Genomic DNA, 13,108 nt, shown 5'->3' with positions numbered 1-13,108 from the left:
CTTTTACATCATTACGACATCAAAACGTTCCTGACTGTAAAGAGGCTCAGTCTGAACTTTAACTTGCTTTCCAACAAAAATTTCAACTTCTGCAAGGGCGTGTGACTCATCCCCTTTAAGGACATCAACCACCGCTTGGGATGCATAAACTAAGAACCTATCTGCATCGATAGTACGGTGAACACGAACTATTTCACGTAAAATTTCATAACATACCGTTTCTACCGATTTAACGGTTCCGCGCCCTTGGCAAGTCGGGCAATCATCACATAATACGTGTTCTAAGCTTTCTCTTGTACGCTTACGCGTCATTTCGACTAAGCCCAGTTGCGAAAAACCATTAATGGTTGTTTTAACTTTATCTTTACTCAATGCCTGCTCTAATGACGCTAATACACGGCGGCGATGTTCCGGGTCAGCCATATCAATAAAATCAATAATAATAATGCCGCCTAAGTTGCGTAAACGCAGTTGCCTTGCTATCGCTTGGGTTGCTTCGATATTGGTATTAAAGATGGTTTCTTCAAGATTACGGTGCCCAACAAATGCGCCCGTATTAATATCAATGGTCGTCATGGCTTCAGTTTGGTCGATAATCAAATAACCACCTGATTTTAGCTCCACTTTTCGGTCCATTGCTCGCTGAATTTCGTTTTCAACGTCAAACAAGTCAAATATCGGCTGATTCCCTTGATAGAGTTCGAGCTTAGCTGTCATTTCTGGCACATACTCTTCGATAAATTCTTGTAATTGAGTATAGGTCAAACGAGAGTCAACACGAATGCGATCAAGGTGAGCGCCGGCAAAATCACGAATAATACGGTAAGCAAGTGCTAATTCACCATAAATTTTAGTGCGAGTCACATTGCGTTTTTTTCGTTCAATCACTTTTGCCCACAGGCGTTTTAAGAATGCAGCATCCTGTTTAACTTCCTCTTCCCCGACCCCTTCTGCTGCCGTACGAATGATAAAGCCCCCATTTTCATCACAATACTGTGAAACACACTCTTTTAGGCGTTCTCTTTCATCTTCACTTTCAATACGTTGTGAAACTCCCACATGGGAAGCTCCTGGCATAAAGACCAAATAGCGAGAAGGGAGTGTAATATCCGTAGTTAGGCGAGCACCTTTGGTACCAAGGGGGTCCTTGACGACTTGAACGATTAAATCTTGCCCTTGCTTAACGAGCTCAGCGATGTCCCTGACATGAAAGTTTTTTTGTTCGTCACCCGCAATGCATTCCGTATGGGGCATAATATCCGAAGCGTGCAAAAAGGCCGCTTTATCTAGACCAATATCAACAAAGGCCGCCTGCATCCCCGGTAAGACTCGGCTCACACGGCCTTTGTAAATATTCCCTACTAGCCCTCTTTTTGCTTCTCGTTCAACATGAATTTCTTGTAATATCCCACCATCAATATAAGCAACGCGCGTTTCAGATGGCGTAATGTTTACTAATAGTTCCGCAGTCATGACTTCCCCTTACCATCACTTAACGCTAAAAATCGCTGAATTAGCTCGTCTGTTTCAACCAGTGGTAAACCAACAACCCCATGGTAGCTGCCATTAATTTTACGTATAAAACGCCCACCAATTCCTTGTATTCCATAAGCGCCTGCCTTATCCATTGGCTCACCAGATTGTATATAGTCCCGTATTTCGATTAAAGATAACTCGCGGAATGTCACATCTGTCACAATTAGTGACTGCATTGTCTGTTGACGGTTGGATAAGGCAATAGCCGTCATGACCTGATGGGTTTTTCCTGATAATGCACTTAGCATCTCTTCTGCGTGCTGATTATCTCGCGGTTTTTCTAAAATTTGCCCTGCTAGAACAACGATTGTATCTGCGCCCAAAACCGGTTGATTATCGGGTGCAATCGCAACACCAGCTAAAGATTTATCTCGTGCAAGACGTTGAACATAGTCTTGAGGCAACTCCCCCTCCTGCCACTGTTCTTCTACCTCTGGACGTAAAACCTCAAAGGTATAATTAAGTTGCTGAACAAGTTCACGTCGACGGGGTGAGCCGGACGCAAGATAAATTAAACACATAAACTGTATTCCCAGTCAGACCGACAACTAACACCCTAACATACTGAAAATTGCCGACGTATTTTACGTAAAAGCAAAAATAGCCATGGCCATAGAATACCATTCACTAAGCTATTCCAAAATACTTGCGGGTGGAATAATACTTGTGATGATAGAAATTCAGCCCAAAAAACAGCAAGATCTTGAATGATAGTGAGTAACATAATCACCAGAGCTTGCTGCCACAACGCCATATTACGCAACAATTGGTGTTTATAAGAGACGAGATAGCAAATAATGCTAAAAGAAAGAGCATGCACTCCCAGTGCAGAGCCCTGAATGGAATCTACGATAATCCCTAAAATAAAACTCGTGCCAACACTCACTCGGTGTGGTAATGCCATCACCCAATAAGTGAGAATCAACAGAAGCCATGATGGCCGGTAAAAACTGAGTTGTTCCGGCCAAGGCATGACTTGTAAAATCAACGCAATAAAAAACGATAACCAAATGATGGCACGGCCATTTCCGCGATACTCATCCATGCTAATTTACTCTCTTGCCCATAACCATACTGTGTTTCCTCTACTTATGGTTGTGACGTCGGAGCCATTGATGGTGGCAATGGAGGCCCCTGAATTTCATTCGGATTAGGTAACACTTGCGGCAATACTTTCATTAATCGTTCATTTGCTGCACGATAAACTTCCGAAGGCTGTAGTGGCGTTTTAGGGTCGCTATCATTTCCCCATAGTAGCAAAAGGTAGCGTAAACGCTGCAATTCGGCACTCGGCTTCGCGCTGATAATAGTATAAGCACGTTGTGTGTCGTGTTTTACGGCAGAGACCACCCCTACAGGATAACCTTCGGGGAAACGCCCTCCTAACCCTGACGTGACAAGGACATCACCAACACGAATATCGGTATTTTCAGGCAACGGTTCTAATTGGATATCATCAGCACATCCAGAACCTGCAGCAATAACACGGACATCATTACGTAATACTTGTACTGGCAGTGCATGGGTAGTGTCGCAAATTAACAGGACACGACTATTAAAGTTACTAACCCCAACCACTTGACCAACTACGCCTTTATCACTAATAACGGGCTGCCCTTCATAAACGCCTTCATTGCTGCCCTTGTCTATAACCACTTGGTCACGATATGGCGTATTCGCGCCTGAAATAACTTGCGTGACCATCATGTGTTCATCTTGACGAAGTGGCGAACCAAGTAACTCCCTTAACCGCGCATTTTCCTGCTTAAGTTGTTCTAAAAGCAAGTTGTCCGCTTTTTTCAGTAATAGCTCTTGGCGTAAGGCTTTATTTTCGAATTGCAATTGTTCTCTTGAAGAGAAGCTTTCGGAGATATTATCTAGAAATTGACGTGGGCCATTGGCTAAAAAATAGAATGGGCTAACCGCCGTGTCTAAGTAGTTACGGACTTTATTGAAAGGCTCAAAGCGATGGTCAATCACCACCAGTACAAGTGCAATGATTACCGCAATAAAAATGCGTAGCTGTAGGGATGGACCTCGCCTAAAAATTGGCTTCATGTGTGGCTAAGTTTCACTAATGTCAGAGGAACAAAAAATAGTCAAAACAGTTGGGGACAGCCCCAACTGTTTCTAAAAGGCCATTTAGTCTTCGCTAAACAGGTCGCCACCGTGCATATCAATCATTTCTAACGCTTTACCGCCACCACGAGCGACACAAGTTAGAGGATCTTCAGCAACGATAACTGGGATACCAGTTTCTTCCATCAATAAGCGATCTAAATTACGAAGAAGCGCGCCACCACCGGTTAAGACCATACCGCGCTCTGAAATATCTGAGGCCAATTCAGGAGGACACTGTTCAAGTGCTAGCATGACTGCGCTGACAATTCCTGTAAGCGGTTCTTGCAATGCTTCTAAAATTTCATTGGAGTTCATCTTAAATCCGCGTGGCACACCTTCCGCAAGGTTACGGCCGCGAACTTCAATCTCGTAAACTTCATCTGTTGGGAATGCAGAACCAATTCCATGCTTGATGCGTTCTGCTGTCGCTTCACCTATCAGTGAGCCATAGTTACGACGTACATAGTTAATGATGGACTCATCGAAACGGTCACCACCAATGCGTACAGATGAAGAGTAAACAACGCCATTTAACGAAATAACAGCGACTTCTGTAGTACCACCACCAATATCAACAACCATTGAGCCTGTTGCTTCTGATACAGGTAACCCGGCACCAATAGCTGCGGCCATAGGTTCTTCAATTAAGAAGACTTCCCGTGCGCCCGCACTTAACGCTGACTCACGAATGGCTTTACGTTCAACTTGTGTTGCACCAACAGGGACACAAACAAGGACTCGCGGACTTGGGCGTAAAAAACTGTTGCTATGAACTTGTTTGATGAAGTGTTGTAACATTTTTTCAGTCAGGAAAAAGTCGGCGATAACACCGTCTTTCATTGGCCTGATTGCCGAAATATTACCTGGTGTACGTCCCAGCATCTGCTTCGCTTCACCACCGACAGCAGCAACGCTTTTTGGCGATCCAGAGCGGTCTTGACGAATAGCAACTACAGAGGGTTCATTTAATTTTACGCCTTGTCCTTTGACATAAATAAGGGTATTGGCCGTACCCAAGTCAATAGACAAGTCATTAGAAAACATGCCACGAAATTTTTTAAACATAACGAAAGAGTTATCCTGCAAGCTGGGGACGAATTTAAACCCGTCTACTCTACCAACCACTTGAAGCGGTCTCAAGGCGTTAATGAGCTGCTTCTAAAATATGGTTAATTCATCTATTTTTCACGTACCGTACTGTACATGCTTCTTATCTAAACGAAGCAGATAAAAACCCCAAAAACAGATATTAATTGTATTATTTACCTACAGGATAAAAACACACAAAAAAACACCTATTCTTTGGTTGTTATATACTCCATCTTTTTCTTCCCAGTGTGACAAGTTATTATGGCAACAAGTTCAAATATTATTTAGTTCTTTTTATTATTGCTACACACTGGCTATTTCCAATACAAATTGGGTGAATTCGCTGAGTGTTCGCTCTATTATCTACCAGAAACGCGGCAAATTTATGTCAATATGCAAAATGAATCCGTCAAGATGCGATATTTTGCATGATAAAAGCCTATTTATGCCAGAAAAAAATAAATTTTTACAAATTAATTACAATATTAATAGCTTAAATACTGTTACTACGTCAATGAAATACACTCAAATTTTAGTCATTTTCAAAATACATATTTAATCATTATATAGGAGTGAAAGATGAAAGCTCTCGTCCTACAACAAACTGACGAAAAAATCGTCTCTGGCATTCAACCATTAACTACAGAAATGCTTCCAGCCGGAGATATTATAGTCGATATTTATTGGTCTACACTTAATTATAAAGATGCATTAGCTATTTGTGGAAAAGCGGGCGTTGTTCGCCAATACCCGATGGTACCCGGCATCGATTTTTCAGGTGTGATCCACCACAGTGAAGACCCTCGTTTCCAAGTTGGCCAACATGTACTACTGACTGGATGGGGGGTGGGTGAAACGCATTGGGGCGGGTTAGCCTCTCAAGCAAGAGTCCCCGCAAAGTATTTAACCCCTCTTCCAGAAAATTTGTCCTTAAAACAAGCGATGGTTATTGGCACCGCCGGCTTTACAGCAATGCTCTGCGTAAATGCCCTAGAAGAAGCTGGTGTGACTCCTGATAAAGGCGAAGTCATCGTAAGTGGTGCAAGCGGTGGTGTTGGTAGTACTGCCGTGCAATTACTCTCTTTATTAGGTTATGAGGTTGTCGCGATTTCAGGTCGTGAAGAAAACAGCAGCTACCTGCAAAGTTTAGGTGCCAAGAGGGTATTACCTCGTAGTGATTTCACACATCCTGCTAAACCATTAGACAAACAGTTGTGGGCGGGTGCGATTGATACAGTAGGTGGTGAATTACTCGCTAATCTTCTTGCGCAAACACACTATAATGGGACTGTTGCCGCCTGCGGCTTAGCGGGTGGCTTCGACTTACCAACCAGTGTCATGCCATTTATTTTACGTAATGTCCGCCTACAAGGTGTAGATTCGGTTTACTACCCTGCCGCAAATCGCCCTAAAGTATGGCAACGACTCGCGGAACTTCTTCCCCCTTCTTTCTATGAGCAGGTCAGCAATGAGATTCAATTAGAAGATTCTGTCGAATATGCAAAAAAACTCTTAAAAAATGAAGTGACTGGGCGTACGCTAGTTAACCTGCGAGGTTAGTCACCAATTTATTGCGGTACTTTCGCCTAAATAGGGATTACCGCACATTTTCTAAAATAAATTCGGGTATTTTCTCTGATAAGACCAGTATTTTGCTGCTATATGTCACGAAATAATTATAATGACGAACCTTGTCAGTAGAAAATCCATTTATTTTTATGATAAAAGATGACAAACGCTTAGCATCGCGTTATGTTGTCGGGCTATTGATAATATCGTCGGAGTTAGCAGCATAATGGCAGAAGATATTCACATTTTACTCTTGAATGGGCCAAACCTAAACCTGCTAGGTACACGGGAACCCGATAAATACGGCAACCAAACTCTTGCCGATATCGTATCCAAGCTGGAGTCAGAGGCTAGTCAGTTAGGGGTAAAACTGAGTCATTTTCAGTCAAACGCAGAATTTGAACTAATCGATAAAATTCATGCTGCACGTCATGATGTTGATTTTATTCTCATCAATCCGGCTGCATTCACACATACCAGTGTTGCACTACGTGATGCATTACTCGCGGTGAGTATCCCGTTTATCGAGATCCACTTGTCTAATGTGCACGCTAGGGAATCATTTCGCCAACATTCTTATTTCTCCGATAAAGCAATCGGTGTAATTTGTGGTCTAGGTGCTGATGGTTATAGTTTTGCTTTACAGGCAGCGGTTAACCGTCTGCGCCTAATTAATTCAATCCAAATATAAGAGTACGGAATCATATCCATGGATATTCGTAAAATTAAAAAGCTGATCGAGCTGGTCGAAGAGTCTGGCATTTCTGAACTGGAAATTTCTGAAGGTGAAGAGTCAGTACGTATCAGCCGCGTTTCACCTGCTTCCCAGGTTATGGCTGCACCTCAACAATATTACTCAGCACCGGTTGCACAACAACCTGCTCTGGCTAATGCGGTTGCACCATCTGAAGCTATGGTAGCGCCAGCTGCACCTGCTGCAGTTGCAGGTCACCAGGTTCGCTCACCAATGGTCGGTACTTTCTACCGCGCACCAAGCCCTGAAGCGAAACCATTCGTTGAGATTGGTCAAACGGTCAGCGTTGGTGACCCACTTTGCATCGTTGAAGCGATGAAAATGATGAACCAAATCGAAGCAGATAAAGCAGGCGTTGTTAAAGCCATTCTGTTGCAAAACGGTGATGCAGTAGAATTTGACGAGCCATTAGTTGTCATCGAATAACGAGGCGTTTCCATGCTGGAAAAAATTGTTATTGCTAACCGCGGAGAAATCGCATTACGTATTTTGCGTGCCTGTAAAGAACTCGGCATCAAAACAGTAGCGGTTCACTCTACGGCAGATAGCGATCTAAAACACGTGTTACTGGCTGATGAAACAATTTGTATCGGCCCAGCAGCATCAGCGAAAAGTTACTTAAATATCCCTGCGATTATTTCCGCAGCGGAAATTTCAGGTGCTCAAGCGATTCACCCAGGATATGGTTTCTTGGCTGAAAACGCAGATTTTGCAGAACAAGTTGAAAACTCTGGTTTTGTTTTTATCGGTCCAAAAGCTGAAACCATCCGCCTAATGGGTGATAAAGTTTCTGCAATTAACGCGATGAAAAAAGCCGGTGTACCTTGTGTTCCGGGTTCTGATGGCCCATTAGGGAACGACACTGAAAAAAATAAAGCCATCGCAAAACGTATCGGCTTCCCTGTCATCATCAAAGCATCTGGTGGTGGTGGTGGTCGTGGTATGCGTGTCGTACGCAATGAGAAAGATTTAGAATCTTCGATCAACCTGACACGTGCTGAAGCGAAATCCGCTTTTAATAATGATATGGTTTACATGGAAAAATTCCTTGAAAACCCACGTCATATTGAAATTCAAGTCATGGCTGATGGCCAAGGCCATGCGGTTTACTTGGCTGAGCGTGACTGTTCAATGCAACGTCGCCACCAAAAAGTGGTTGAAGAAGCACCAGCACCGGGTATTACGCCTGAAATTCGCCGTAATATCGGTGAGCGCTGTGCTAATGCATGTATTGAAATCGGTTATCGCGGTGCAGGTACCTTCGAATTTTTATTCGAAAACGGTGAGTTCTACTTCATTGAAATGAATACCCGTATTCAAGTTGAACACCCAGTAACTGAAATGATCACTGGTGTAGACTTAATTAAAGAGCAACTGCGTGTTGCCTCTGGGTTACCATTATCTGTGAAGCAAGAAGATATCGTGGTGCATGGCCATGCTGTTGAGTGCCGTATCAACGCAGAAGACCCGAATACTTTCATCCCAAGCCCGGGTAAAATCACCCGTTTCCACTCACCTGGTGGTTTTGGCGTACGTTGGGAATCTCATATTTACGCAGGCTACACTGTACCTCCGTATTATGACTCAATGATTGGTAAATTAATTACCTATGGTGAAACTCGTGAAATCGCTATTTCTCGTATGAAAAATGCGTTAAACGAATTAATCGTCGATGGTATTAAAACCAATATTGAATTGCACCAAATGATTATGAACGATGAAAACTTCCAAAAAGGTGGAACTAATATCCACTATTTAGAGAAAAAACTGGGTATTGCTGAATAAGTCAGCGATAACCTGTTTAACTTATCGTCAATCGATACCGTAACGCCCTGCGTTACGGTATTTTTTTGTGTTAAATACGCTTTAGTGCACTTTTCTTCTGGTATTTTTCACACTCAGTCCACAGATTATCGTACAATTGCTGATTATTTTTATGGGAATGAAGGGGAATAACGGGTGGATAAACGTTTTCTTCAATCAAATAAAGAAGCGCGCTGGTCATTTTATTTGACTATCGCCTATCTGGTCGGCTGGGTTATTAGTGCCTACCTACCGGACAACACGCTTGGAATTACAGGGCTACCACTGTGGTTTGAATGGTCTTGTCTCATCTTACCCATCATTTTTATTTTGCTCTGCATTATGATGGTTAAACTGATTTTTAAAGACATCTCTTTGGAGGAGAATGATGCAGATTGAAGTTCTCCTGCCTCTCGTCGGCTACCTAGCTCTCGTCTTTTTGCTATCCATTTATGCATATAAAAAACGAACAAAAGGCGAGTTTTTAAATGAATACTTTTTAGGTAATCGTTCAATGGGCGGCTTTGTCCTTGCGATGACCATCACAGCAACCTATATCAGTGCGAGTTCTTTTATTGGAGGACCGGGAGCTGCCTATAAATATGGCCTAGGTTGGGTGCTATTGGCGATGATCCAACTCCCCGCGATTTGGCTTTCCCTCGGCGTGCTAGGTAAAAAATTTGCTATTTTGGCGCGTCGCTATAATGCCGTTACACTCAACGATATGCTGTATGCACGCTACCAAAGTCGGTTTTTAGTGTGGTTTGCCAGTGTTAGCCTACTCATTGCCTTTTTTGGCGCGATGACAGTGCAATTTATTGGTGGTGCGCGCTTATTAGAAACGGCAGCAGGTATTCCATATACTTACGGGTTAATAATTTTTGGGGTATCTATCGCACTCTATACCGCAATTGGTGGGTTTAGAGCCAGCGTCCTGAATGACGCACTGCAAGGCCTAGTGATGCTTTTAGGTACGGTGATCCTGCTGGTTGCAATTATTTACCATGCAGGTGGTTTACCCGCAGCCATAGAAAAAATGCATACCATAGACCCAAAATTGGTTTCACCTGAAGGTGCAGATGACATTTTAAGCGGGCCATTTTTAGCTTCGTTTTGGGTTTTAGTCTGTTTTGGGGTGATTGGTTTACCTCATACTGCGGTACGTTGTATTTCATATAAAGACAGTAAAGCAGTTCATCGAGGTATTATTTTGGGAACCATCGTCATGGCGATACTGATGTTTGGTATGCACTTTGCGGGAGCTCTCGGTCGTGCAATTTTACCTGACCTCACAATCCCAGACCAAGTGATCCCTACTTTGATGGTACAAGTTCTACCACCATTTGCAGCGGGAATTTTCTTAGCGGCACCGATGGCCGCAATTATGTCAACGATCAACGCACAACTACTACAGTCCTCGGCAACCATCGTAAAAGATATCTATCTGAATACCATGCCAACACAAATCAAAAATGAAAAGCGTCTTGCACGGATCTCTAGCCTTTCCACTTTGGTCTTAGGTGCATTGCTTTTAGTTGCAGCATGGAACCCGCCTCAGATGATTATCTGGCTGAATTTACTGGCTTTTGGTGGTTTAGAAGCTGTTTTCTTGTGGCCATTAGTCCTCGGGCTCTACTGGGAAAAAGCCAATGGAACAGGTGCTATCAGTGGTATGGTCATCGGAGGCGTCAGTTATGCCATATTGGCAAGTTTTAAAATTGAAATCATGGGCTTTCACGCTATCGTCCCATCACTGATTTTTAGTCTTATTGCCTTCCTTCTAGGTAATCTTTTTGGCAAAAATCCAGTACAATCACCAGCAAATGAACAGGTAACTAGCACTCACTGATTCCTATCTACTGATAGGTGAATTTGGCGTTACCTAATGTAAATGAACAAATGCAATGCTCTAGATAATTCGCGTCATAGATAGGCGGCAAACGAGCTAATCCCTAGGAGCATACACCAGTATGTGACTAGGGTTAGTGAGCGCAGCCAACAACGCTATGGCGTGAAGAATGACGAGCATTTTAGAAGAGAAAAAACAATGCCTTGGATACAAATCAAAATAAACTCAACCGCAAAAGATGCCGAAGCCCTTGGCGATGAGTTAATCGAAAGCGGTGCTGTGTCTGTCACCTTTCAAGACAGCCACGATACTCCTGTTTTTGAGCCGCTTCCGGGGGAAACGCGCCTTTGGGGTGACACCGATGTTATCGGTCTATATGACGCAGAAACCGACATGAAATTTGTCGTCGCTCAACTAGAAAATAGTCCGATATTGAGTCCAGGTTTTATCCATAAAATCGAACAATTAGAAGACAAAGATTGGGAAAGAGAATGGATGGATAACTTTCATCCGATGCGCTTTGGGGAACGCTTGTGGATCTGCCCAAGTTGGCGCGATGTGCCCGATCCAACGGCAGTCAACGTAATGTTAGATCCTGGCCTCGCTTTTGGTACTGGCACGCATCCAACCACCTCATTGTGCCTCCAATGGTTAGATGGCCTTGATCTAGAAGGTAAAACTGTGATCGATTTTGGTTGCGGATCTGGGATTTTAGCGATCGCCGCATTAAAATTAGGTGCCGCTCATGCGATCGGGATCGACATCGACCCTCAAGCTATCACTGCAAGCCGCGATAATGCGCAACGTAACGGTGTTTCAGAGCGTTTATCCCTATACCTACCAAAAGACCAGCCTAATGACTTACAAGCTGATGTCGTGGTTGCTAACATCCTTGCTGGCCCATTGCGTGAGCTCGCCCCGATGATTAGCGTGCTACCCCGCCCAGGTGGGTTATTAGGTCTTTCTGGCGTGCTCGCCACTCAAGCAGAAGGAGTGGCTGACGCTTATCGTTCAACTTTTGAAATCGACCCTGTTGCTGAAAAAGAAGAATGGTGCAGGATTACGGGTGTCAAGCATTTTTAATGAGTTTTTTTATTAAAATTAGAGAATAATTTCTTTGAAAACAACGCCAGAATAGATTATCTTATAGCTCAAATATTGCTCAATAGCTGGCGATAATCTGTTCTGCACGAGATTTGAACAGCACAACAGTTATTTTAATAAATCGTTATAATATCTAATTAACTATTTGTTAAATATAACTAATTTTATAATTGCAGAGATGCAAGATAAAAAAATTAGTGATAAATAACCGTTTGCTCAAAGTTTGTCCTTTCATATCTCGTAAAAAATGCGTAATATACGCGCCCTTGCAGTCACAGTATGGCCCCCATTTAGTTATGCGAATCGGACAATATCAGTTGAGAAACTGTCTTATTGCTGCCCCCATGGCAGGCATTACAGATAAACCGTTTAGGTCGCTCTGTTATGACATGGGTGCTGGGATGACAGTATCAGAGATGCTTTCTTCTAATCCTCAAGTTTGGAAGACCGACAAATCTAGACTCAGAATGGTTCATCGCGATGAACTTGGGGTTCGTTCCGTGCAAATAGCTGGCAATGATCCCGATGAAATGGCTGCCGCGGCTCAAATCAACGTTGAGAGTGGCGCTCAAATCATCGATATCAACATGGGCTGTCCAGCTAAAAAAGTGAATCGTAAGCTTGCAGGCTCTGCACTACTACGCTATCCAGACATCGTTAAATCGATTCTTGAAGGTGTCGTCAAAGCAGTGGATGTGCCTGTCACCCTTAAGATCCGCACAGGCTGGTCACCTGAAGAGCGAAACTGCATAGAGATTGCCAAATTGGCCGAAGATTGCGGCATTCAAGCTCTCACTATTCATGGCAGAACTAGAGCCTGTCTGTTTAATGGGGAAGCTGAATATGACAATATTCGGGCAGTTAAGCAGACTGTTACCATTCCGGTTATTGCCAATGGCGACATTACTGACCCGCTAAAAGCCAGAGCTGTTTTAGACTACACAGGGGCGGATGCCTTGATGGTAGGCAGAGCGGCTCAGGGAAGACCCTGGATCTTCCGGGAAATCCAGCATTATCTGGACACAGGTGAAATATTGCCACCAATGCCAATGGCAGAGGTAAAGCGTATTATGCTAGCGCATGTACAGGAATTGCACGACTTTTACGGTCAAGGCAAAGGAGCCCGTATAGCGCGCAAACATGTTTCTTGGTACTTAAAAGAACATGCACCTGATGACCAGTTTCGGCGCTCATTCAACACCATTGAGGATGCCAGCGAACAGCTGGAGGTGTTGGAAGCATTTTTTGAAAATTTTTGCGTAAATAAAGATAAGAGCTGACAG

Annotated in this window: 13 protein-coding genes; 8 read left to right on the top strand and 5 right to left on the bottom strand. The window is 43.4% G+C overall.

Annotated elements, in window-relative coordinates; genetic code table 11:
- Nucleotides 1-3: 3 nt before the first annotated feature.
- The 5 genes from rng to PSE83_RS17280 form a co-directional block, all read right to left on the bottom strand.
- Nucleotides 4-1,473: a ribonuclease G gene (rng, locus tag PSE83_RS17300; protein WP_004258373.1), complete on the bottom strand. Its 1,470-nt coding sequence runs from the start codon at nucleotides 1,471-1,473 to the stop codon at nucleotides 4-6.
- Nucleotides 1,470-2,057 carry a Maf family protein gene (locus tag PSE83_RS17295; RefSeq protein ID WP_004258377.1) on the bottom strand — a complete coding sequence of 196 codons (588 nt, stop codon included), beginning with the start codon at nucleotides 2,055-2,057 and terminating at the stop codon, nucleotides 1,470-1,472. Before PSE83_RS17295 ends, rng begins: the two co-directional genes overlap by 4 nt.
- 35 nt (nucleotides 2,058-2,092) lie before the next feature.
- Nucleotides 2,093-2,581, bottom strand: a complete 489-nt coding sequence (gene mreD / locus PSE83_RS17290) for a rod shape-determining protein MreD (RefSeq protein WP_004258382.1) — start codon at nucleotides 2,579-2,581, stop codon at nucleotides 2,093-2,095.
- A gap of 44 nt (nucleotides 2,582-2,625) precedes the next feature.
- Nucleotides 2,626-3,594: a rod shape-determining protein MreC gene (gene mreC / locus PSE83_RS17285; RefSeq protein WP_004258388.1), complete on the bottom strand. Its 969-nt coding sequence runs from the start codon at nucleotides 3,592-3,594 to the stop codon at nucleotides 2,626-2,628.
- Between the two features lie 84 nt (nucleotides 3,595-3,678).
- A complete protein-coding gene (locus PSE83_RS17280) occupies nucleotides 3,679-4,722 on the bottom strand; it encodes a rod shape-determining protein (protein ID WP_004908213.1) in 1,044 nt (347 codons plus the stop codon).
- Nucleotides 4,723-5,325: 603 nt separating this feature from the next.
- Here PSE83_RS17280 and acuI point away from each other — a divergent pair.
- The 8 genes from acuI to dusB all read left to right on the top strand — a co-directional run bounded on the left by acuI (nucleotide 5,326) and on the right by dusB (nucleotide 13,105).
- Nucleotides 5,326-6,306, top strand: a complete 981-nt coding sequence (gene acuI, locus PSE83_RS17275) for an acrylyl-CoA reductase (NADPH) (protein ID WP_004258399.1) — start codon at nucleotides 5,326-5,328, stop codon at nucleotides 6,304-6,306.
- Nucleotides 6,307-6,541: 235 nt separating this feature from the next.
- Nucleotides 6,542-7,006 carry a type II 3-dehydroquinate dehydratase gene (gene aroQ, locus PSE83_RS17270; protein ID WP_004258402.1) on the top strand — a complete coding sequence of 155 codons (465 nt, stop codon included), beginning with the start codon at nucleotides 6,542-6,544 and terminating at the stop codon, nucleotides 7,004-7,006.
- An 18-nt stretch (nucleotides 7,007-7,024) separates the two neighbouring features.
- A complete protein-coding gene (gene accB / locus PSE83_RS17265; protein ID WP_004258405.1) occupies nucleotides 7,025-7,495 on the top strand; it encodes an acetyl-CoA carboxylase biotin carboxyl carrier protein in 471 nt (156 codons plus the stop codon).
- A gap of 12 nt (nucleotides 7,496-7,507) precedes the next feature.
- Entirely contained in the window at nucleotides 7,508-8,854 is a 1,347-nt protein-coding gene (gene accC / locus PSE83_RS17260; protein ID WP_004258411.1) for an acetyl-CoA carboxylase biotin carboxylase subunit, read from the top strand.
- A gap of 174 nt (nucleotides 8,855-9,028) precedes the next feature.
- Entirely contained in the window at nucleotides 9,029-9,271 is a 243-nt protein-coding gene (locus tag PSE83_RS17255) for a DUF997 family protein (protein ID WP_004258419.1), read from the top strand.
- Nucleotides 9,261-10,721: a sodium/pantothenate symporter gene (gene panF, locus PSE83_RS17250; protein WP_036958029.1), complete on the top strand. Its 1,461-nt coding sequence runs from the start codon at nucleotides 9,261-9,263 to the stop codon at nucleotides 10,719-10,721. Before PSE83_RS17255 ends, panF begins: the two co-directional genes overlap by 11 nt.
- 198 nt (nucleotides 10,722-10,919) lie before the next feature.
- Nucleotides 10,920-11,804 carry a 50S ribosomal protein L11 methyltransferase gene (gene prmA, locus PSE83_RS17245; RefSeq protein WP_036958031.1) on the top strand — a complete coding sequence of 295 codons (885 nt, stop codon included), beginning with the start codon at nucleotides 10,920-10,922 and terminating at the stop codon, nucleotides 11,802-11,804.
- A gap of 317 nt (nucleotides 11,805-12,121) precedes the next feature.
- Nucleotides 12,122-13,105 carry a tRNA dihydrouridine synthase DusB gene (gene dusB / locus PSE83_RS17240; RefSeq protein WP_004258432.1) on the top strand — a complete coding sequence of 328 codons (984 nt, stop codon included), beginning with the start codon at nucleotides 12,122-12,124 and terminating at the stop codon, nucleotides 13,103-13,105.
- Nucleotides 13,106-13,108 lie beyond the last annotated feature (3 nt).

The sequence above is a fragment of the Providencia sp. PROV150 genome, from assembly GCF_028481025.1.
Taxonomy (GTDB): Bacteria; Pseudomonadota; Gammaproteobacteria; order Enterobacterales; family Enterobacteriaceae; genus Providencia; species Providencia hangzhouensis.
This window is presented reverse-complemented; position numbering and strand designations above follow the sequence as displayed.